Below are 20384 nucleotides of genomic sequence, written 5' to 3'. Positions count from 1 at the left end.
CCGGACGGGGCACACACCGGGAACCGGCGGTGCTGGCCGTGCCGCGTCCCGGGTCGCAAGGGGGCAACTCACATGGGAAAGGGGAACGCGATGACGTACAACAGATTGTCGCGCGGCGTCCGCAGGGCGCTGCTGACCTCGTTGCTGGCCACGCCGGCGCTGGCCGTGCAGGCGCAGGCGCAGCACCCGCCGCCGGCGCCGCCGGAGGCGGTCGAGCTGGACCGGATCGTGGTCACCGCGCAGAGCCGCGAGCAGGAACTCAAGGACGTCCCCATCGCCCTGCAGGTCGTCGGCGAAAACGTCATCGAACAGACCATGGCCGAGAACCTGGGCGACCTGGACAGCTTCGTCCCCGGGCTGTCGATCAGCGACGACCAGCCGACCCAGGCCAGTTTCAAGCTGCGCGGGCTGAGTACCGGCGACTTCGGCATCGGCACCGACCCCACGGTCGGCGTCTATGTCGACGGCGTCTATGCCGGCCGCGGCGGCGGCACCGTGCTGCCGTTCCTGGACGTGGAACGCATCGAGGTGCTGAAGGGGCCGCAGGGCACCCTGTTCGGCCGCAACACCGCCGCCGGCGCGGTGTCCATCGTGACCAAGCGCCCGGGCGACACGCCTGAAGGCCGCGCGCGGGTACGCCTCGGCAACCATGGCAAGCAGTACGTCGATGGCATGCTCAACCTGCCGGCCGGCGACACCGTGGCCTTCCGCCTCAATGCCATGGACAGCCGCAGCGACGGCTGGATCAGGGACGCCGCCAGCGGCCGGCCGCTGGACGACGGCCGCAACTGGGCCGCGCGCGCGGCGTTGCGCTGGGACATCGGCGACAACACGCAGATGCTGCTGAGCTGGGACCACGAGGACCTGGACCAGCGCTCGCGCCCGGCGATCGGCATCGTCGCGCTGCCGCCGGCGCCGGGCGTGCCACCGGTGCCCGCCGACCCGGCCGGCTATCAGGACCCGGTCGGCCACGCCGCCTACACCGACGTGGTGGACAACAACGAAACCCGCACTTTCGATGGCGCGACGCTGATCCTGGACCACGCGTTCGAATGGGGCCACCTGGTGTCGACCAGCGCCTGGCGCAGCTTCGACACCTACAACCGCGCCGAGGAAGACGGCACCCGCCGCCGCGAGCTGTACCTGGACACCATCAACATCGAGGACAACACCACCTGGTACCAGGAGTTCAAGTTCAGCGGCACCCGCGGGCGACTGGACTGGGTGGCCGGCACCAGCTGGTTCCAGGAAAAGGCCAGCCAGTCCAGCGTGGTCGACCTGACCAGCGACAGCATCAACACCGCTGCCGCCGGACTGTACGGCCTGCCCCTGTTCGGCATGCTGCAGGACGCGGCCGACTACTACGGCATCCCGGTGCAGCTGTTCGGCCATCCGTGGCGCGAAGCCTACGACAACACCGTCGATTCGACCGCTTACGCGGTCTTCGGTGACGTGATCTGGCATGCCACCGACACCCTCAACCTGACCCTGGGCCTGCGCTATACGCGCGACCGCAAGGCCTTTACCTGGTTCAACGACCACCACCGCGCCGACGCCCTCAACCAGGCGCTGCAGACCCTGGAGCAGTACGGCGTGCTGCCGCAGCCGCTGCCCTGCGCGGTGCTGGGCCTGTGCGCCCTGGACGGGGATGGCGATGGCCTGATCGCGATCGACGCGGCGTTCCTGGCGGGCTTCGACCTGGCGTTCAGCGACCCCGTGTCGATGGCCAACAAGGGCGTGACCAACCGCGCCCGCCACGCCTGGAGCGACTGGAGCCCGCGGCTGGTCGTCGACTATCACCCGTCGGCCGACACCATGCTGTTCGCCTCGGTGGCCAAGGGCTACAAGGCCGGTGGCTACAACGCGTTCTCGCCGGGCGCCAGCTTCGCCAACGAAAGCGTGTGGAACTTCGAGGCCGGCATCAAGCGCGACCTGCGCGACCTGCACATCCAGTACGAGGCGTCGGTGTTCCACTATGTCTACGACAACCGCCAGGCGATCCGCCTGGACACGACGTCCGAGATCCCGCGCTACGTGGTCAGCACCAGCGACCTGGCTGCGCGCGGCATCGACGTCAGCGCGCGCTGGCAGGCCAGCGACCGGCTGAGCGTGGATGTCGCCGCCGAGTGGATCGACTCGACCTACAAGAACTACGTCACCCCCGAGGGGATCGACCTCGACGGGCAGCCGACCGGCGAGCCGAGCCTGTCCTTCGCCGCTGGCGCCGCCTACACCGTGCCGCTGGGCGCGCATGGCGAGCTGACGCTGTCGGCGCGCCACGCGTATGGCGGCAGCGCGCGCTGCAACGCCGGTTCGCTGAGCCAGGGCAACTGCGGCCGCTACCCGGCCTTCAGCATCGGCGAGGAGCGCAACCGCACCGACCTGTACCTGCGCTGGCGCTCGCCGTCCACGCACTGGAGCGTGGCGGCCTACGCCAACAACGTCTTCGACAACCGCTATGTCAACGGCCTGTACACCTATGGCACCACGGTGGTCGGCACCACCGCGGCCGGCATCAGCGAGCCGCGGTTCTACGGCATGGAACTGATGTACCGGTTCTGAGCCGGCCGGGGCGCGGGTGCGGCAGCGGCCCCCCCGCAGCCCCGGCATGCCGCGCGATGCAACCGCCGCTCGCGCCGGTCGCGGCGCAGCCACTAGACTCGAGCCCATGGACACCACCACCACGCCCATTGCCGAACTGCGCCCCACCCTGGACCGCCTGCGCGCGGCCTGGCAGGCGCGCAAGCCGGATCGCGCGCAGCGCAGCGCCGACCTGCTGCGCCTGCGCCAGGCCCTGAAACGGCGGCTGGACGCGATGGCGCAGGCCATCGCCGCCGACTTCGGCCATCGTTCGCTGCATGAGTCGCGCATCGCCGACGGCATGGCCGTGCTCAACGAGATCGACCACCTGCGCCGGCACCTGCGCCGCTGGATGAAGCCGCGCCGGGTCGGCGTCGGCTGGCGGTTCCTGCCGGCGCGCGCGGAGATCCGCGCCGAACCGGTCGGTGTGGTCGGCGTGATCTCGCCGTGGAACTACCCGGTCAATCTGGCGTTGATCCCGCTGGCAACCGCCATCGCCGCCGGCAACCACGTCTACCTGAAGCCCTCCGAACACACCCCGCGCACCAGCGCGTTCCTGCGCGAGCTGCTGGCCGAGGTGTTCCCGGACGGGCGCGTGGCCATCGCCGAGGGCGCGGCCGAGGTCGCCGCCGCGTTCGCCGCGCTGCCGTTCGACCACCTGGTGTTCACCGGGTCCACCGCGGTCGGGCGCAAGGTGATGGCGGCCGCCGCGCCGAACCTGACCCCGCTGACCCTCGAACTGGGCGGCAAATCGCCGGCGATCGTCTGCGACGACTATCCGCTGGAGCTGGCCGCCGCGCGCCTGGCCACCGGCAAATGGTTCAACGGCGGGCAGACCTGCATCGCCCCGGACTACGTGCTGGTGGGCGCGGCGCGGCGCGACGCGCTGGTGCAGGCGCTGCGCGCGCAGGTGCGTGCGCGCTATGGCCAGGCCCTGGCCGGCAACGACGACTACAGCCGCATCATCAACGCCGGCCAGTACGCGCGCCTGCAGGGCTACGTGGACGACGCCCGCGCCCGTGGCCTGGAGGTGATCGAACTGGGCCAGGCCGATCCGGCGCAGCGGCTGTTCCCGCCGACGCTGGTGCTGGAGCCGGGCGATGACGCCACGGTGATGCAGGAAGAGATCTTCGGCCCGGTGTTTCCGATCCGCAGCGTGCGCTCGCTGGACGAGGCCATCGCCTACGTCAACGCGCACGACCGGCCGCTGGCCCTATACCCGTTCAGCCACGACCGCGCGCAGGTGGAGCGGATCCTGGGGGCCACCCTGGCCGGCGGCGTCTGTGTCAACGACACGCTGTTCCATTTCGCCATCAACGACCTGCCGTTCGGTGGCATCGGGCCCAGCGGGATGGGTGCCTACCACGGCCGCGCCGGCTTCGACGCGATGAGCAAGCAGCTGCCGATCCTGTGGCAGGCGCGGCGCAGTGGCGGCGACCTGCTGAAGCCGCCCTACCGGCAGGCGCAGTGGCTGATCGACCTGATCGTGCGCTGAGCGTGCCACTGCCGGCTCCCCCCGTTCGCGGCGCAGGGCAGGCGCCGCGGCCTGGGGAACGGGCACAAAAAACCCGCCATCCGGTGCCGTGAGGGGAGGGAGACAAACGGCGCGGTACTGCTGGCGGGTGTAGGGATTCTTGCTCAGTTGATGTTGCTTTGCAACATCACGCTTGGTCGGGGGAGGGCCGGGTGCTGGCCTGCGCTTCGGCCCGGTTCAGGCGCGCATTGAGCGCGTCCAGGCGTGCGTTCAGTGCCTCGATGTCCGAGCGGCTGGGAATGTCCATGCGTCGCAGCACCCGCTGCACCCGGTCCTCGAACGATTTTTCGACCCGGTCCCAGGTGCCGGCCGCGCGCTCGCGGGCGTTGCCCAGGGTGTTCTCCACGGAATCGCGCAGGCTTTCGCCGCGCGGCGATTCCTCGCGGCTGCGGGCCTCCATCGATTCGCCTTCGCGGACCAGCGATTCGAACAGCCGGCTGCCGCCGGCCTGGGCCCGCGACAGCGCGCCAAGCCCGGCCAGCCACACCTGCTGCGCCGAGCCGCCCAGCGTGCGGCCGCCGCGGGCGCCACGCTCCTGCGTGGTCGCGCCCGGCTCGTGGCCCGGATTGCGGTGTTCATGGGTAGTCATTGCGGGTGTTCCTCCGTTTGCGGCGAGCGGGGACCACCGTAGCGCCGGCGGCGCAAGCGCGGCGTGATGGAAGCGGCGCCCGTGCCGGCCGTTCAGCCCAGCTTTTCGGACAGCACCCGCCGGATCTCCGATTCCACCGTGCCCTTCATGGCCGACAACAGGAAGCCGAGCTCGGCCTTGACCCGGACCGCGCCCGGCAACAGTTCGATCACCCCGTCGACCCCGGAACGGGCGAAATGCAGGTTGTCCCCCTCCCAGCGCGCACTCACGTCGAAGCGCTCCTGCAGCTTCCGCGCGACCTCGGCGATGGCGTCGCGGGCCCGCTCGTCGGTCAGCGGGTGGGCATGGCGGATATCGATGGTGGACATGCGGGGCTCCTGGCAATCGGGCGTGGAACGCGGGTGCGGCATTGTGCGGACCGGCGCGCCACAGTCCAAGCCCCGTGTCCGGCTTCTGCACGCTCTGCCAACCTGCTAGGCTGCCGCCGGTGCGCACCCTGCAAGTCCATTTCAGCAATCGCCAGCAACCGGATCAGCCCCTAGCGCCGGGGGTGCAGCGCATCGTCCGCGATGCCAGCGGGCAGGTCCGCCTGGGCGACGACAGCGTCGGCCCGTTGCTGCTGGCCCGCTTCTGCACCGACGAGCGCGGGGTCTGGCTGCAGGTGGCCAGCGGCAGCCGCGGCATCCACGTCAATGGCCGCCCGGTGCGGCGCATGGCATTGCTGCGCGCCGGGGATTCGGTCTACGCCGATGGCGTGGAGATGCTGCTGCGTGGCGAGTGCGAAGCCGTCGCCCAGCCGCCGGCCGCGGGCGGCGACCACGGCGACGACCTGCGCGTGCTGCTGCGCGGCGTCGGTGGCCGCCACCACGGCCGCTGCTACCCGCTCGACCGGCCGCGCACCCTTGGCCGCGACGGCAGCGCCGACGTGGTGATCGACGACCCGGCCTTTCCCGAGCGGCAGGCGCGGTTCGAGCGCCATGGCGACCGGGTGCTGCTGCGCGACCTCGGTTCGCCGGAGGGATGCCGGGTCAACGGCATCGCGGTCCGCCACTGCTGGCTGCAGGGGGGCGACCAAGTGGTGTTCGAAGGCAACCAGCGCTTCGTGCTGGAAGTGCCGCTGGACGTCCACGCGGCCGCGTTCTCCACCGCGCCCGATAGCCCCGGCGTGGAGCCGGAAACCGCCAGGGACGACACCCGGCCGCGCGCGCGGCGCTGGCCCTGGCTGCTGCTCAGCGCGCTGCTGCTGGGTGCTGCGATCAGCGCACTGCTGCTGTTCGGCGCCCGTTGAACCACCCCGCCGGCCGCGCATGGCGGCCGCGCCATCGCGCTACGCGCGGCCCCGCGAATTGGCTGCAGATGCAACTTTTTCCGCGCCCCCAAAGCCTGTTGCGCTGCGGCATACTTGGGGTTCCCCTCGGACAGGTGTGACATGACGCGCGCGTTCAATTTCAGTGCCGGCCCCGCGACGCTGCCGGAATCGGTCCTGCGCCAGGCGCAGGCGGAAATGTTGGAATGGAACGGCGTGGGCGCGTCCATCGTCGAGATCAGCCACCGCAGCGCCGACTTCATGCAGGTGGCGGCGCAGGCCGAAGCCGACCTGCGCACCCTGGTCGGCATTCCCGATGACTACGCCGTGCTGTTCCTGAGCGGCGGCGCGACCACCCAGCAGGCGCTGCTGCCGCTGAACCTGGCCGCGCCGGGGCAGCGCGTGGACTACGTGGTCAGCGGGCACTGGGGCAAGACCGCGGTCAAGCAGGCGCGGCCCTACGTGGACGTGAACATCGCCGCCGACGGCGAGGCCGATGGCTTCCGCGACATCCCCGCGCGCGCGCAGTGGCGGCTGTCCGCCGATGCGGCCTACGTGCACATCACCGCCAATGAGACCATCCATGGCGTCGAATTCCGCGATGCGCCGGACGTGGGCACGGTGCCGCTGGTGGCCGATTTCAGTTCGTCGATCGCCTCCGAGCCGATCGATGTCACGCGCTACGGCGTGATCTACGCCGGCGCGCAGAAGAACCTCGGCCCGGTCGGCATCGCCGTGGTCATCATCCGCCGCGACCTGCTCGAGCGCGCCGGGCAGCCGCGCGCGGACATCTTCGACTACCGCTCGCACGCCGCGCGCGACTCCATGCTCAACACCCCGCCGACCTGGAACTGGTACCTGCTCGGCCTGACCGTGAAGTGGATGCTGGCGCAGGGCGGCACTGCCGAGTTCGCCCGCCGCAACGCCGCCAAGGCAGCGCTGGTGTACGCCACCATCGACCAGTCGGGCGGCTTCTACCGCAACCAGGTGGCGCCGGCCGTGCGCTCGCGCATGAACATCCCGTTCTTCCTGCCCAGCGCCGAGCTGGACGCGCGCTTCGTCGCCGAGGCCAGGGCCGCCGGGCTGCTCGCGCTCAAGGGCCACAAGGCGGTCGGCGGCATCCGCGCCTCGCTGTACAACGCCATGCCGCTGGAAGGCGCGCAGGCGCTGGCGGCGTTCATGCGCGACTTCCAGCAGCGCAACGGTTGAACCCACAGGCCGCCGCCCGCGGGCGGCGGAAAGCAGACGTCATCGAGGAAGGCAACGTGGCCGCAAAGCCGAAGAAGACCCCCGCAGACAAGCCGCCGGCGCGCGCCGCCGAAGCGGCGGCCGCGCCGCCGGCGCTGGCCGACGTGCGCGCCAAGATCGACCAGATCGACCGCAGCATCCAGTCGCTGATCGCCGAGCGCGCGCGGTTCGCGCACCAGGTCGGCAAGGCCAAGGGCAAGCTCGCCGCCGCCGTCGACTACTACCGCCCTGAGCGCGAGGCGCAGGTGCTGCGCATGGTGGTCGACCGCAACGAAGGCCCGCTGTCGGACGAGCTGCTGGTGCACGTGTTCCGCGAGATCATGTCCGCCTGCCTGGCGCAGCAGGAACCACTGAAGATCGGCTACCTCGGCCCCGAGGGCACCTTCAGCCAGCAGGCCGTGCTCAAGCATTTCGGGCGCTCGGCGCTGGGCCTGCCGCTGGCCAGCATCGAGGAAGTGTTCCAGGAAGTGGAAGCGGGCAACGCCGACTTCGGCGTGGTGCCGGTGGAAAACTCCGGGCAGGGCACGATCCAGATCACCCTGGACATGTTCCTGACCTCCAGCCTCAAGATCTGCGGTGAAGTGGAGCTGCGCGTGCAGCAGTTCCTGATGTCGCGCAGCGGTCGGCTGGAGGACATCGAGCGGGTCTACGCGCACCCGCAGTCGTTCATGCAGACCTCGGCCTGGCTGCGCGCCAACCTGCCCGCGGCGGAGAAGGTGCCGGTGTCCAGCAACGCGGAGGGCGCGCGCCGCGCGCGCAACGCCGACGACGCGGCGGCCATCGGCGGCGAGAGCGCCGGCCACGTGTACGGGCTGAAGAAGGTGGTCACCAAGCCGATCCAGAACGACGCGGACAACACCACGCGCTTCCTGGTGATCGGCCGCCGGTTCTTCCCTTCCTCGGGCCACGACCGCACCTCGGTGCTGGTGTTCATCCACGACAAGCCCGGCGCCCTGTTCGACGTGCTCAGCCCGTTCGCGCGCCACGGCATCAGCATGAACCGGATCGAGTCGCGCCCGTCGCACCAGGCCAAGTGGGAATACGCGTTCTTCATCGACCTGGCCGGGCATATCGAGGACGCCTCGATGCAGGCGGCACTGGCCGAACTCGAGGCCCATTCGGCGCAGATCAAGGTGCTGGGTTCCTACCCGGTCGCGGTGCCGTGAGCTGACCCCGCTCCGCCGCGTGGACGGTACTCCGCGCCCCTTCCGGCCGCCGCCTGGCACCGCCGCTGCCGGCCAGGGCGGCATGGACAACACCATACGCGGCCTGCGCCGGCATGGCAGACGCACAAACAACGAGACCCGCATGACCTCCCAGCCCCACTGGATCGCAAGCAAAGGCCAGCCCCTGCAGGGCACGCTCGACATTCCCGGCGACAAATCGGTGTCGCACCGCGCGGTGATGTTCGCCGCGCTGGCCGACGGCGTATCGCACATCGACGGTTTCCTCGAGGGCGAGGACACCCGCGCCACCGCGGCGATCTTCGCGCGCATGGGCGTGCGCTTCGAAACCCCGTCGCCGTCGCGGCGCATCGTCCATGGCGTGGGCGTCGACGGACTGAAGGCGCCGGACGGCGAACTGGACTGCGGCAACGCCGGCACCGGCATGCGCCTGCTGGCCGGGCTGCTGGCGGCGCAGCCGTTCGACAGCGTGCTGGTCGGCGACGCATCGTTGTCGCGGCGGCCGATGCGCCGCGTCACCGGCCCGCTGGCGCAGATGGGGGCGCGCATCGACACCCGCGACGACGGCACCCCGCCATTGCGCATCCACGGCGGCCAGCCGCTGCACGGCATCGACTACGCGCTGCCGGTGGCCAGCGCGCAGGTGAAATCAGCGCTGCTGCTGGCCGGCCTGTATGCCAGCGGCGAAACCACCGTGGTCGAGCCGCACCCGACCCGCGACTACACCGAGCGGATGCTGCGCGCGTTCGGCGTGGAGATCGAGTTCGAACCCGGCAGGGCACGCCTGCGCGGTGGTCAGCGGCTGCGCGCCACCGACGTTGCAGTACCGGCGGATTTTTCCTCCGCCGCGTTCTTCATCGTCGCCGCCAGCGTCATTCCCGGCTCACAGGTGCGGCTGCGCTCGGTGGGGCTCAACCCGCGCCGCACCGGCCTGCTGGCCGCGCTGCGGCTGATGGGTGCGGACATCGTCGAGGAGAACCCTGCCGAGCACGGCGGCGAGCCGGTGGCGGACCTGGTCGTGCGCCATGCGCCGCTCAAGGGTGCCCGGATCCCCGAGGCGCTGGTGCCGGACATGATCGACGAGTTCCCCGCGCTGTTCATTGCCGCCGCCGCGGCCGACGGCCCCACCGTGGTGAGCGGCGCCGCCGAGCTGCGGGTGAAGGAATCGGACCGCCTGGCCGCAATGGCGACCGGGCTGCGCACGCTCGGCCTGCGCGTCGACGAAACCGACGACGGCGCCACCGTCCATCCCGGCGCGCTCGGCAGCGGCACCATCGAAAGCCACGGCGACCACCGCATCGCCATGGCGTTCTCCATCGCCGGCCAGTTGAGCCGCGGGCAGGTACGGATCAACGATGTCGCCAACGTGGCCACCTCGTTCCCGGGTTACGACCGGCTGGCACGCGAGGCGGGGTTCGCGCTGGCCTCCGCCTGAGGACGGGAAACAAACGTACCGGGCCGGCCGCGCGGCGCGGCCGGCCCGTGTCCGTGGCACCGGAGCCGATCAGCGGCCGGTGCGGAAATCGACCGGCACCCGGACCACGCTCGCCACCGCGCGGCCGTCGCGCACCGCCGGCTCGAAGCGCCAGCCGCGCAGCGTGTCCAGCACCGCGCGATCGAGGTCGCGGCTGCGCTGGCCATCGTGCGCGACGATGCTGGCATCGGTGACCTTGCCGTGGGCGTCGACCTGCAGGCTGGCGACCACGCTGCCTTCAATGCCGGCGCGGAGCGCGGCCGGCGGGTAGGTGGGGGCAGGGTTGCCAGCCAGCGGCCGCGCCTGGTGGTCGCGCGCCATGGCCGGCCTGCGCTCGCCGGCGGCAGGCGCCTTCAGCGGCGTTGTCGCGGCCGGCGCCGCGTCTGCCGGTACGGCTGCCATGGGCGCGGTTCCGGTGGCCGGCGGCAGTGCCGGCGTGGGCTCGGCGTGGCGCCGCACCAGGGCGAACACGCCGAGCAGGATCGCCAGCAGCAGGGCGATCCACAGGACGGGCGACACCGCGTGACGGGACGACTGCCCGCTCTGCGCGGCGTTGTTCAGTTCATGGGCATGGGTGGCACTCATGGTCGGCTCCTTCTGCGTCCAGTGACGCCTGGAGTCTGGCCCGATGCGCGCCGCGCAGGTGTCAGCAGAACGTCAATGCGGCGCCGACGGGTCCGCCACAGTTCAGCGTGCGGCGCAGGTACCGTTCAGCTTATTGCGCCGGCTGGAAGTCGAAGGGAATTTCCAGGCTGCCGGCCATCGGCTGGCCGTTGCTCTGCGCCGGCTGGAAGCGCCAACCGCGCACGGCCTCCAGTGCCGCGCGGTCGAGATCGCGCGAGCCGCTGCGCTGGATGATCCGCGCATCCAGCGGCGTGCCGCTGGCATCGACCTCGACGCGCACCACCACGGTGCCGCTTTCGCCACGGCGCAGCGCCGCCGGCGGATAGGATGGCGGCGGACTCTGCCCCGGCAGTGGCACCGGGCGGTCGCCCGGCGCCACGGCGGCGGGCGGCGCGGCCGGGTTGGCCGGCGCCGTGGCCAGCGGGGTCTCGGGCAGCGGCTGCGGTGGCGCAGGCGCGGTTTCCACCACCTGCGGCGCGTCCTCGGCCGGCGCTTCCGGGCGCGCATCGGGCATGTCGCTGGCGCCGGTGCCGGCCGGCAAGGGCTCGGGCAACGGCATGGCCGCATTGGCCTGGGCCTGCGGCTGCGCCGGATCGACCGGGTAGGCGTCGTTGTGCCGGCGCGCGTTCAACCACACCACCACGAACAGCAGCAGGCCGGCGCAGAAGGCGATGCCGGCGACCTTCAGGGCGTTGTGCGGCAACACGAAGGCGGGGGTATGGTCGGAGCGGGAAGCGGGCATGGGCGGCGCGTGCGGGGGGCGTGACCGGGAGGGCGGCGATCGGATTCTGGCACAGGACCGCAGCGGCGCGCGGCAGAGCGGCGCGGTTCGGGCGATAATTGCGTTCCGTATCCGTTTACAGTGCCGCCCCATGCTCGATCCCGCCCTTCTCCGACAGCAGCCCGCCGAACTGGCGCAACGCCTGCGCGACACGCGCGGCTTCGAACTCGACGTGGCCGCGATCGAGTCCCTGGAGGCCGACCGCAAGCGCATCCAGGTGCGTACCCAGGAACTGCAGAACCTGCGCAACAGCCGCTCCAAGGCGATCGGCCAGGCCAAGGCCAGGGGCGAGGACGTGTCGGCGATCATGGCCGAGGTGGCTGCCTTCGCCGATGAGCTGAAAGCCTCGGAGGTCCAGCTGGACGAACTGCGCGCGCGGATCGAGGCGATCTCGATGGGCATCCCGAACCTGCCGGCCGACGACGTGCCGGCCGGGGCCGACGAGAACGACAACGTCGAGCAGTCGCGCTGGGGCACGCCGCGCACGTTCGATTTCGCGGTGCTCGACCACGTCGAACTGGGCGCCCGCAACAAGTGGCTCGACGGCGAGACCGCGGCCAAGCTGTCCGGTTCGCGCTTCACCGTGCTGCGCGGTCCACTCGCGCGCCTGCACCGTGCCCTGGCCCAGTTCATGCTCGACCTGCACAGCGGCGCGCATGAGTACCAGGAAACCAACGTGCCGGTGATCGTCAATGCCGACAGCCTGTACGGCACCGGTCAGCTGCCCAAGTTCGAGGAAGACATGTTCATCACCCACCTGGGTGAGCAGAAGCGTTACCTGATCTCGACCTCGGAGATCTCGCTGACCAACATCGTGCGCGACGAGATCGTGGAGGCCGAGCGCCTGCCGCTGCGCATGACCGCGCACTCGCTGTGCTTCCGTTCCGAGGCCGGCAGCGGCGGCCGCGACGTGCGCGGCATGATCCGCCAGCACCAGTTCGAGAAGGTCGAGCTGGTCTCGGTCTGCCGCCCCGAGGAAAGCGACGCCGAGCACCAGCGCATGACCGCCTGTGCCGAGGCCGTGCTGCAGAAGCTGGGCCTGCCGTACCGCAAGATGCTGCTGTGCACCGGCGACATGGGTTTCTCGGCGGTGAAGACCTACGACCTGGAGGTGTGGCTGCCGTCGCAGCAGACCTATCGCGAGATCTCCTCGTGCTCGAACTGCGGCGATTTCCAGGCGCGGCGCATGCAGGCGCGCTGGCGCAACCCCGCCACCGGCAAGCCGGAGCTGGTGCATACCCTCAACGGCTCCGGCGTGGCCGTGGGCCGGGCGATGATCGCGGTCATGGAGAACTACCAGAACGCGGATGGCTCGATCACCGTGCCCGAGGCGCTGCGCGCGTACATGGGAGGCGTGGAGCGGATCGGCTGAGCCTGGCCGTCGTCCTGTTTCGTCCCGGAGGCCCGCAGCGATGCGGGCCTCTGCGTTGTCGGGGGCGGGCAGGAGGTGGGAAGGTCGCCCATACAGGACCGTTTGAGGCCTGATTTGTAAAATCAGGACAAAGGTGGTTGAATCTCGCCATTCGTTCCAGTTGTGGGATCAATCCATGCAGGACCTCAACGACCTCTACTACTTCGCGATGGTGGTGGACCATGGCGGTTTTGCCGCCGCCGAGCGTGCGCTGGGCATCCCCAAATCGCGCCTGAGCCGGCGCATCAGCCAGCTGGAAACCGACCTGGGCGTGCGCCTGCTGCAGCGCTCGACGCGCCGCTTCGCGGTGACCGACGTCGGCATGAGCGTGCACCGCCATGCGCAGACCATGCTGGCCGAGGCGCAGGCCGCGCGCGAAGTGGTGGACCGGCTCAGTGCCGAGCCGCGCGGGCTGGTGCGTGCCAGCGTGCCGGTGTCGCTGGCACAGATGCAGCTGCCCAAGCTGCTGCCGAAGTTCCTGGAGCAGTACCCCAAGGTGCGGCTGCAGCTGAACATCAGCAACCGCCGCGTGGACATCATCAACGAAGGCTACGACGTGGCGCTGCGGGTACGCTCGCGGCTGGACGACGACGGCAGCCTGGTGATGCGCAGCTTCGGCCAGGTGCAGGAGCTGCTGGTCGCCAGCCCGAAGTACCTGGACCGCGCCGGCCGCCCCAAGACGCCCGACGACCTGGCCCAGCACGTCACCCTGAGCATCAGCGAGGACGAGGCGCGCCAGCGCTGGGAACTGCACGGCCCGGGCGGCGTGGTCAGCCGCGTGGACCTGCAGCCGCGCGTGGCCGGTTTCGATTTCCCGCTGCTGCAGAGCATGGTCAAGGACGGCTTCGGCATCACCATGCTGCCGGAAACGGTCTGCGCCGAAGCGGTGCGCAACGGCGAACTGGAAGTGGTGCTGCCGGACTGGTCGCTGCCGCAGGGCATCTGCCATGCGGTGTTCGCGTCGCGCCGCGGGCTGTTGCCGGCGGTGCGGGTGTTCATCGACTTCCTCGCCGAACACCTGCCGCCGCAGCTGGAGGCCTCGCGCCTGGACTGCGGCGGCGCCTGCGAACGCGCCAAGGAGAAGATCCGCGCCTCGACCATGGGCGCGCTGGCGATCGAGGCCGGTTGAGCACAATCCCCGGTGGCGTGCGAGAATGCGCGCCCCTGGCCGGTGCGCAGGCATCGGCACGACAGTCACGGGCAGATGGCCGAGCGGTTTAAGGCACCGGTCTTGAAAACCGGCGAAGGGTCAAACCTTCCGTGGGTTCGAATCCCACTCTGCCCGCCATTCCGACGGCCCGGGCGCATGTGGCCCCGGCCCCGTCGCGGGCTCTTTCCGGACTTGCGAACCATGCCGACACTGCGTCCATCGCGCCCGCAAGACGGCGCCCGGGTCATCGACATCTGGCGCCGCGCCGTCGATGCCACGCATCACTTCCTTGCCCCCGCCGACCGCCAGGCCCTCGATGCCGAGGTCAGTGCATTGCTGCCCGCGGCGCCGCTGCGGCTGGCGGTGGACGCCGACGATGTGCCGCAGGCCTTCATGTGGGTCGTGGACGGCCAGCTGGAGGCGCTGTTCGTGGATCCGGCGCAGCACGGCCGCGGGCTGGGACGCCGGCTGGTGGAGCAGGCGCTGCGCGAACACCCGCACCTGTGTACCGACGTCAACGCGCAGAACCCGCAGGCGCTGGCGTTCTACACGCGCCTGGGTTTCGTCGAGACCGGGCGCTCGCCGCTGGATGGGCAGGGGCGCGCATATCCGCTGGTGCATCTGCGCCACGCCGGTGCGCCCACCGCAGCGGACGCGGCAGCATGAACGCTGCCACCACCAGCCCCGATCCGCAGGCCGACGAACGCTGGATGCGGCATGCGCTGGCGCTGGCCGAACGCGCGCAGCGCGAGTTCGACGAAATCCCGGTGGGCGCGGTGCTGGTCGGCGCCGACGGGCAGCTGCTGGGCGAGGGCTGGAACCTCAACATCGCCCGCCACGACCCCAGCGCGCATGCCGAGATCGTGGCCATGCGCGAGGCCGGCGCACGGCTGCGCAACCACCGGCTGGTCGGCTGCACCCTGTACGTGACGCTGGAGCCGTGCGCGATGTGCGCGATGGCACTGGTGCACGCGCGGGTGGCGCGGGTGGTGTATGCCGCCACCGATCCGAAGACAGGCGCCTGCGGCAGTGTGTTCGACCTGCTGGGCGACCCGCGCCACAACCACCGCGTGCAGGTGGCCGGCGGCGTGCTGGCGCGCGAGGCGAGCCTGCGCCTGACCAACTATTTCCGCGCCAAGCGTGGCCGGCCGCTGCTGCCCGGCGAGGGCAGCTGAGCGTCCGCCCGGCGTCCGGCCCGGTGAACCCGCGGCGTATCATGGGCGTCCGACAACACGGCCGGCGTCGCCGCCGGCCCCCTGCACGAGGCGCCACATGACGGACAACAGCACAGGCAACGACCGGTTGATCTGGATCGATCTGGAGATGACCGGGCTGGACACGGACAACGATTCGATCATCGAGATCGCCACCGTGGTCACCGATGCCCAGCTCAACGTGCTGGCCGAAGGCCCCGAGTTCGCCATCGCCCACCCGCTGGCGACGCTGGAGGCGATGGACGAATGGAACCGCAACCAGCACCGCCGGTCCGGCCTGTGGCAGCGCGTGCTCGACAGCGACGTCAGCCTGGGCCAGGCCGAGGCGCGGACCATCGCCTTCCTGCAGGACTGGATCAAGGCCGGCGCCTCGCCGATGTGCGGCAATTCCATCTGCCAGGACCGCCGCTTCCTGCACCGGCAGATGCCGCGCCTGGAGCGCTATTTCCATTACCGCAACCTGGACGTGTCCACGGTCAAGGAACTGGCCCGGCGCTGGGCGCCGGCCATCGCCGCCGGGGTGGGCAAGAATTCCAGCCACACCGCGCTGAGCGACGTGCACGATTCGATCGCCGAACTGCGCCACTACCGCCAGTACATGGGGGCGCTGGCCGGGCTGCCGGGCGTGGCGGAACCGGCCTGAGCGATGGGCGAACTGGCGCCGACCCTGGCCGACAGCCCGCAGGACATGGCCGACCTGCGACGTGCGGTGGCGCTGCTGGAAGCGCCGACGCTCAGCGCACGCATGGCCAACCTGGTCGGCTCGCCGCTGGAGTTCGCCGTGCGCCGGCTGCCGGCGGGCGTATCCAGGCGCATCCAGGGCGCGGCCGAGGCCGCGCTGCACAAGGCCGCGCAGGCGGCGCTGTGGAGCATGGACCGCACCCGGCCGGGCAAGCCGGCGTCGCCACGCCTGCACAAGCTGGCGGCGGCCGCTTCCGGTGCGCTGGGCGGTGCCGGCGGGCTGCCGGCACTGTTGATCGAGCTGCCGCTGTCGACCACCATCATCATGCGCGCGGTGGCCGACATCGCCCGCAGCGAGGGCTTCGATCTGGAGGACTTCGGCACCCGCCAGGCGTGCCTGGAGGTATTCGCGCTGGGCGGCAATTCGGGCGGTGACGACGCCAGCGAAACCGGCTATTACCTGGCACGCGGCTTCACCACCGAGCTGATGCGGCACCTGTCGGCCGAGCTGGCCGGCACCACGCTCAGCGGCAGCCACGGCCTGTTGCTGGGGCTGGGGCCGAAGGAAGCCGGCAAATGGCTGGCCCGGATCGTGGAAAAGGTCGCCGCCCGCTTTGGCGTGGTGGTGTCGGAGAAGTTCGCCGCGCAGGCGGTGCCGGTGCTCGGCGCGGTCGCCGGCGCCACCTTGAACACCCTGTTCACCGGCTACTACCAGGACATGGCGCGGGGCCATTTCATTGTCCGCCGGCTGGAACGCAAGTACGGCTTCGAGACCGTGCGCCTGGCCTACGGCGCGGTCAGCGGGCGCATGACCGCCTGAGCGCGACGCGATGGTAGCGTGGCCTGCCGGATACATGGAGAGCCCGCGATGAGCATTTTCGACCTGCGCCTGGAAACCGAGCGGCTGCTGCTGCGGCCACCGTGCGCGGAGGATTTCGACGCGTTCGCCGCGTTCTGCGCCGACCCGCTGCCGATGCAGCACCTGGGCGGCGTGCAGGCGCCGTCGGTGGCGTGGCGCAGCCTGGCCACCATGGCCGGCAGCTGGCACCTGCTCGGCTATTCGATGTTCTCGGTGATCGAGAAGGACAGTGGGCGCTGGGTCGGACGCGCCGGCCCGTGGCAGCCGCACGGCTGGCCGGGACCGGAGGTGGGCTGGAGCATCGTGCCGGACCGGTGGGGCCGTGGCTACGCGCCGGAGGCCGCGCGCGCGGCCATCGACTGGGCGTTCGACGTGCTGGGCTGGGACCAGGTGATCCACACCATCGCACCGGACAACCGCAATTCGCAGGCGGTGGCGCGCAAGCTGGGCGCGCGGGTACTGCGGCATGCCCGCCTGCCACCCCCGCACGAGGTCGACGTCGAGGTGTGGGGACAGCCGCGGGAGGCCTGGAAAGCCCACCGCTGACGCATCGTTGCCGATGTATCCATCGTGGCCGGCCGCGGGTCCGGCATGCGCGGCGGCCGCCCGGCGCATGCGCAGCCTGCGGCGAATGGCGGCGGCGCCGCGGTGCGGTCCTGGACCGCGCGTGGATTTTGCTGCGGTCGCAGCTTTACCAACCGCCCCCGATTCCGGTCAGATGGCAGGATCGCCTGCCAGTCGGCGGTGTGGGGAATCGTGTCGTTGAGCAATCCAGGTGCTGCGTTGACGGTGTATGGCATGTCCACCTCGGGCAATTGCCACAAGGTCCGTTTGTTGCTGGCGCAGCTGGGCACGCGCCATCGCTGGGTCGAGGTGGACAGTGCCGCCGGCCAGACCCGCACGGCCGCTTTCCTGGCGCTGAATCCGAACGGCAAGGTGCCGCTGCTGGAGCGCGGCGACGGGCGCGTGCTCACCGAGTCCAATGCCATCCTGTTCTGGCTGGCCGAAGGCACGCCGTTCCTGCCGGCCGATGGCTGGCAGCGCGCGCAGGCGCTTTCGTGGATGTTCTTCGAGCAGTACAGCCATGAGCCGTACATCGCGGTGGCGCGTTTCATCCGGGGCTGGACGCCACCGGATTCGCCGCGGCGGCAGGAGCTGCCCCGGCTGCGCGAGCGCGGCCATGCGGCGCTGGCGGTGATGGAGCGGCACCTGGCTGGCCACGCCTGGTTCACCGGGCCGGACTACGGCATCGCCGATATCGCGCTGTTCGCCTATACCGCGGTCGCCGCCGACGGCGGCATCGAACTGTCCTCCTATCCGGCCATCGGCCGCTGGCTGCAGGCGCTGCGCGCCCGGCCCGGCTTCGTGGCCATGCCCGATCCCTCGCCGGAGGTGCTGCGCAACTTCGCCGCGTCACCTTGATCCTCCCTTTCCCCAACCCGTCTGCACCGTGGAGTCCTGCCTGATGTTCGCCCGTGTACCCAACCCCATTCCGGCCCGCATGAAGGGCCTGAACCGCGCCGAGATCTGCGATACCAATTTCATCGAATTCGTGAAGGGGCTGGGGCAGGGGCCGGCCGGTGCGCCGCAGGACGGGGCGCCGGTGCTGCCGGGCAGCGCGCTGGACGCGCGCGGATTCCGCGAACTGTTCGAATCGCAGCTGGTGAGCCGCCACCTGGACCTGATGGCGCGCGTGCTGCGCGTGCAGAACAAGGTCTTCTACACCATCGGCTCGTCCGGGCACGAGGGCAACGCCATGGTGGCGCGCGCCGCCCGGCATACCGACCCGGCGTTCCTGCACTACCGTTCCGGCGGCTTCATGGCCGAGCGCTTCCGCAAGCTGCCGGGCATGGACCCGATCATGGACTCGGCGCTGAGCTTCGCCGCCAGCGCGGAGGACCCGGCCAGCGGCGGCCGCCACAAGGTGTGGGGCAGCAAGCCGTTGTGGGTGCTGCCGCAGACCTCGACCATCGCCTCGCACCTGCCCAAGGCGCTGGGCACGGCGCTGGCGATCGAGGCCGGCAAGCGGCTCGGGGTGGAGCTGCCGGTGCCGGGCGACAGCATCGCCATCTGTTCCTTCGGCGACGCCTCGGCCAACCATGCCACCGCCCAGACCGCCTTCAACGCCGCGTCGTGGACCGCCTACCAGAAGCTGCCGGCGCCGGTGCTGTACGTGTGCGAGGACAATGGCATCGGCATCTCGGTGAAGACCCCCGGGGGCTGGATCGCCGAGAGCTTCCGCAACCGCCCGGACCTGGATTACTTCTTCGCCGACGGCCTGGACCTGGCCGCCGGCTACGCCGACGTGCAGCGCGCGGTGGAGCATTGCCGGCGCACCCGCCGGCCGACCTTCCTGCACCTGCGCACCACCCGCATCATGGGCCACGCCGGCACCGACTTCGAGATCGAATGGCGCGCGCTGGAGGAACTGTGCGCGGTGGAGGCGGGCGACCCGCTGCTGCGCTCGGCGCAGATCGCGGTCGAGTCCGGGGTGATGAGTGCCGATGAGGTGCTGGCGTTGTACGAGCGCACCCGCGCGCGCTGTTTCGCCGCCGCCGAGGAGGCTGACCAGCGCCCGCGGCTGACCTCGCTCAAGGACGTCATGGCGCCGCTGGCGCCGTACACCCCGGAGCAGGTGCGCGCCGAGGCGACCCGCGCCGACTACGCGCAGCGCCGCCTGCAGGTGTTCGGCAGCGAGGCGTCGCTGCCCGAGAACCTGCCGCCGCGGCACCTTGCCATCCAGATCAACCAGGCCCTGCACGACCTGTTCTGCAAGTACCCGGACACCCTGCTGTTCGGCGAGGACGTGGCGCAGAAGGGCGGCGTCTACACGGTGACCAAGGGCCTGCACAAGGCGTTCGGCCCGCGCCGGGTGTTCAATACCCTGCTCGACGAGACCATGATCCTGGGCATGGCCCAGGGCTTCGCCAACATGGGCATGCTGCCGGTGCCGGAGATCCAGTACCTGGCCTACCTGCACAACGCCATCGACCAGGTGCGTGGCGAAGCCTGCTCGCTGCAGTTCTTCTCCAACGACCAGTACCGCAACCCGATGCTGATCCGCATCGCCGGGCTGGGCTACCAGAAGGGCTTCGGCGGCCATTTCCACAACGACAATTCGATCACCGCCATCCGCGACATCCCCGGGCTGGTGGTCGGCTGCCCGTCGCGTGGCGACGATGCGGCGATGATGCTGCGCACGCTGGCGGCGCTGTCCAGGGTGGACGGGCGGGTGTGCGTGTTCCTCGAGCCGATCGCGCTGTACATGACCAAGGACCTGTACGAGGCCGGCGACGGCCAGTGGCTGTTCCCGTACCCGGCGCCGGAGCAGGCGCTGGAACTGGGCCAGGGCCGTATCTACGGCGAGGGCAACGACGACCTGGTGGTGTTCACCTACGGCAACGGCGTGCCGATGGCGCTGCGCGCGGCGCGTGCCATCGCGGCGGCGCAGGGCTGGAAGGTGCGGGTGGTGGACCTGCGCTGGCTGGTGCCGCTCAACGCCGCCTACATCGCCGAGCAGGCCAGCGGCGCCCGGCGCATCATCGTGCTGGACGAGGGCCGGCACAGCGCCGGCGTGGGTGAGGGGGTGATCACCGCGCTGGTCGAGGCCGGCTTCGGCGGCGTGCCGCTGCGCCGGGTGACCGGCGCCGACACCTACACGCCGCTGGCCGGCGCCGCACTGCTGGTGCTTCCGGGCGACAATGACGTGGTGAGCGCCGCAGCCGAGCTGGCGCGTGGATAACGATCTG

At 70.8% G+C, this 20384-nt stretch carries 19 protein-coding genes and 1 tRNA gene; 16 read left to right on the top strand and 4 right to left on the bottom strand.

Annotated features, from left to right (window positions below):
- Nucleotides 1-90 precede the first annotated feature (90 nt).
- Both ACJ7VY_RS09680 and ACJ7VY_RS09675 read left to right on the top strand, forming a co-directional pair.
- On the top strand, nt 91-2562 hold the full coding sequence (locus ACJ7VY_RS09680) for a TonB-dependent receptor (RefSeq protein WP_409475501.1): 2472 nt from the start codon (nt 91-93) through the stop codon (nt 2560-2562).
- A 106-nt stretch (nt 2563-2668) separates the two neighbouring features.
- Complete coding sequence (locus ACJ7VY_RS09675) at nt 2669-4075, top strand: coniferyl aldehyde dehydrogenase (protein ID WP_240211979.1); 1407 nt, start codon at nt 2669-2671, stop codon at nt 4073-4075.
- Nucleotides 4076-4241: 166 nt separating this feature from the next.
- Here the strand turns inward: ACJ7VY_RS09675 and ACJ7VY_RS09670 are convergent, their stop codons facing one another.
- Nucleotides 4242-4703 carry a phasin family protein gene (locus tag ACJ7VY_RS09670; protein WP_409475500.1) on the bottom strand — a complete coding sequence of 154 codons (462 nt, stop codon included), beginning with the start codon at nt 4701-4703 and terminating at the stop codon, nt 4242-4244.
- Between the two features lie 92 nt (nt 4704-4795).
- A complete protein-coding gene (locus tag ACJ7VY_RS09665) occupies nt 4796-5071 on the bottom strand; it encodes a polyhydroxyalkanoic acid system family protein (RefSeq protein WP_240211981.1) in 276 nt (91 codons plus the stop codon).
- A gap of 119 nt (nt 5072-5190) precedes the next feature.
- Between ACJ7VY_RS09665 and ACJ7VY_RS09660 the strand changes: the two genes are divergently transcribed.
- From ACJ7VY_RS09660 to aroA, 4 genes are all read left to right on the top strand, one after another.
- Complete coding sequence (locus ACJ7VY_RS09660; RefSeq protein WP_293763139.1) at nt 5191-5991, top strand: FHA domain-containing protein; 801 nt, start codon at nt 5191-5193, stop codon at nt 5989-5991.
- A 141-nt stretch (nt 5992-6132) separates the two neighbouring features.
- Complete coding sequence (gene serC / locus ACJ7VY_RS09655) at nt 6133-7218, top strand: phosphoserine transaminase (protein ID WP_409475499.1); 1086 nt, start codon at nt 6133-6135, stop codon at nt 7216-7218.
- Between the two features lie 56 nt (nt 7219-7274).
- The gene (gene pheA, locus ACJ7VY_RS09650) at nt 7275-8423 is read left to right on the top strand and encodes a prephenate dehydratase (RefSeq protein ID WP_161614095.1); all 1149 of its coding nucleotides are present in this window, start codon (nt 7275-7277) and stop codon (nt 8421-8423) included.
- Nucleotides 8424-8565: 142 nt separating this feature from the next.
- Nucleotides 8566-9876, top strand: a complete 1311-nt coding sequence (gene aroA, locus ACJ7VY_RS09645; RefSeq protein WP_409475498.1) for a 3-phosphoshikimate 1-carboxyvinyltransferase — start codon at nt 8566-8568, stop codon at nt 9874-9876.
- 69 nt (nt 9877-9945) lie between these two features.
- Here aroA and ACJ7VY_RS09640 read toward each other — a convergent pair whose 3' ends face one another.
- Together ACJ7VY_RS09640 and ACJ7VY_RS09635 are read right to left on the bottom strand one after the other, a co-directional pair.
- Nucleotides 9946-10500 (bottom strand): energy transducer TonB, encoded by a 555-nt coding sequence (locus ACJ7VY_RS09640; protein ID WP_409475497.1) that lies wholly within the window; start codon nt 10498-10500, stop codon nt 9946-9948.
- Nucleotides 10501-10630: 130 nt separating this feature from the next.
- A complete protein-coding gene (locus ACJ7VY_RS09635; protein ID WP_313248428.1) occupies nt 10631-11281 on the bottom strand; it encodes an energy transducer TonB in 651 nt (216 codons plus the stop codon).
- Between the two features lie 130 nt (nt 11282-11411).
- On the opposite strand from ACJ7VY_RS09635, the gene serS reads away from it, so the two are divergent.
- The 10 genes from serS (at nt 11412) to ACJ7VY_RS09585 (ending at nt 20377) form a co-directional block, all read left to right on the top strand.
- Nucleotides 11412-12692, top strand: coding sequence for a serine--tRNA ligase (serS, locus tag ACJ7VY_RS09630; RefSeq protein WP_104939011.1), 1281 nt, complete (start codon nt 11412-11414; stop codon nt 12690-12692).
- A 175-nt stretch (nt 12693-12867) separates the two neighbouring features.
- Nucleotides 12868-13860, top strand: coding sequence for a LysR family transcriptional regulator (locus ACJ7VY_RS09625; RefSeq protein WP_161613668.1), 993 nt, complete (start codon nt 12868-12870; stop codon nt 13858-13860).
- Between the two features lie 69 nt (nt 13861-13929).
- Nucleotides 13930-14019, top strand: a tRNA-Ser gene (locus ACJ7VY_RS09620).
- 63 nt (nt 14020-14082) lie between these two features.
- The gene (locus ACJ7VY_RS09615) at nt 14083-14547 is read left to right on the top strand and encodes an acetyltransferase (RefSeq protein WP_240211987.1); all 465 of its coding nucleotides are present in this window, start codon (nt 14083-14085) and stop codon (nt 14545-14547) included.
- Nucleotides 14544-15056, top strand: a complete 513-nt coding sequence (tadA, locus tag ACJ7VY_RS09610; RefSeq protein ID WP_104939008.1) for a tRNA adenosine(34) deaminase TadA — start codon at nt 14544-14546, stop codon at nt 15054-15056. Before ACJ7VY_RS09615 ends, tadA begins: the two co-directional genes overlap by 4 nt.
- Nucleotides 15057-15153: 97 nt before the next feature.
- Nucleotides 15154-15738 (top strand): oligoribonuclease, encoded by a 585-nt coding sequence (gene orn / locus ACJ7VY_RS09605; protein WP_104939007.1) that lies wholly within the window; start codon nt 15154-15156, stop codon nt 15736-15738.
- A 3-nt stretch (nt 15739-15741) separates the two neighbouring features.
- The gene (locus ACJ7VY_RS09600) at nt 15742-16596 is read left to right on the top strand and encodes an EcsC family protein (RefSeq protein ID WP_409475496.1); all 855 of its coding nucleotides are present in this window, start codon (nt 15742-15744) and stop codon (nt 16594-16596) included.
- 48 nt (nt 16597-16644) lie between these two features.
- Nucleotides 16645-17181 carry a GNAT family N-acetyltransferase gene (locus tag ACJ7VY_RS09595; protein ID WP_313253202.1) on the top strand — a complete coding sequence of 179 codons (537 nt, stop codon included), beginning with the start codon at nt 16645-16647 and terminating at the stop codon, nt 17179-17181.
- A 252-nt stretch (nt 17182-17433) separates the two neighbouring features.
- Nucleotides 17434-18057, top strand: a complete 624-nt coding sequence (locus tag ACJ7VY_RS09590) for a glutathione S-transferase family protein (RefSeq protein WP_409475495.1) — start codon at nt 17434-17436, stop codon at nt 18055-18057.
- 43 nt (nt 18058-18100) lie between these two features.
- Entirely contained in the window at nt 18101-20377 is a 2277-nt protein-coding gene (locus ACJ7VY_RS09585; protein WP_409475494.1) for a thiamine pyrophosphate-dependent enzyme, read from the top strand.
- Nucleotides 20378-20384 lie beyond the last annotated feature (7 nt).

This window comes from Stenotrophomonas sp. Y-13, assembly GCF_046267925.1.
In the GTDB taxonomy this organism is placed as follows: Bacteria; Pseudomonadota; Gammaproteobacteria; order Xanthomonadales; family Xanthomonadaceae; genus Stenotrophomonas; species Stenotrophomonas acidaminiphila_A.
This window is presented reverse-complemented; position numbering and strand designations above follow the sequence as displayed.

Bases quoted from the DNA above. Each gene is read 5' to 3' on its own strand.
- ACJ7VY_RS09680 (WP_409475501.1), top strand. From the start codon at position 91: ATGACGTACAACAGATTGTCGCGCGGCGTCCGCAGGGCGCTGCTGACC.
- ACJ7VY_RS09675 (WP_240211979.1), top strand. From the start codon at position 2,669: ATGGACACCACCACCACGCCCATTGCCGAACTGCGCCCCACCCTGGAC.
- ACJ7VY_RS09670 (WP_409475500.1), bottom strand. From the start codon at position 4,703: ATGACTACCCATGAACACCGCAATCCGGGCCACGAGCCGGGCGCGACC.
- ACJ7VY_RS09665 (WP_240211981.1), bottom strand. From the start codon at position 5,071: ATGTCCACCATCGATATCCGCCATGCCCACCCGCTGACCGACGAGCGG.
- serC (WP_409475499.1), top strand. From the start codon at position 6,133: ATGACGCGCGCGTTCAATTTCAGTGCCGGCCCCGCGACGCTGCCGGAA.
- aroA (WP_409475498.1), top strand. From the start codon at position 8,566: ATGACCTCCCAGCCCCACTGGATCGCAAGCAAAGGCCAGCCCCTGCAG.
- ACJ7VY_RS09640 (WP_409475497.1), bottom strand. From the start codon at position 10,500: ATGAGTGCCACCCATGCCCATGAACTGAACAACGCCGCGCAGAGCGGG.
- ACJ7VY_RS09635 (WP_313248428.1), bottom strand. From the start codon at position 11,281: ATGCCCGCTTCCCGCTCCGACCATACCCCCGCCTTCGTGTTGCCGCAC.
- serS (WP_104939011.1), top strand. From the start codon at position 11,412: ATGCTCGATCCCGCCCTTCTCCGACAGCAGCCCGCCGAACTGGCGCAA.
- ACJ7VY_RS09625 (WP_161613668.1), top strand. From the start codon at position 12,868: ATGCAGGACCTCAACGACCTCTACTACTTCGCGATGGTGGTGGACCAT.
- ACJ7VY_RS09615 (WP_240211987.1), top strand. From the start codon at position 14,083: ATGCCGACACTGCGTCCATCGCGCCCGCAAGACGGCGCCCGGGTCATC.
- tadA (WP_104939008.1), top strand. From the start codon at position 14,544: ATGAACGCTGCCACCACCAGCCCCGATCCGCAGGCCGACGAACGCTGG.
- orn (WP_104939007.1), top strand. From the start codon at position 15,154: ATGACGGACAACAGCACAGGCAACGACCGGTTGATCTGGATCGATCTG.
- ACJ7VY_RS09600 (WP_409475496.1), top strand. From the start codon at position 15,742: ATGGGCGAACTGGCGCCGACCCTGGCCGACAGCCCGCAGGACATGGCC.
- ACJ7VY_RS09595 (WP_313253202.1), top strand. From the start codon at position 16,645: ATGAGCATTTTCGACCTGCGCCTGGAAACCGAGCGGCTGCTGCTGCGG.
- ACJ7VY_RS09590 (WP_409475495.1), top strand. From the start codon at position 17,434: ATGTCCACCTCGGGCAATTGCCACAAGGTCCGTTTGTTGCTGGCGCAG.
- ACJ7VY_RS09585 (WP_409475494.1), top strand. From the start codon at position 18,101: ATGTTCGCCCGTGTACCCAACCCCATTCCGGCCCGCATGAAGGGCCTG.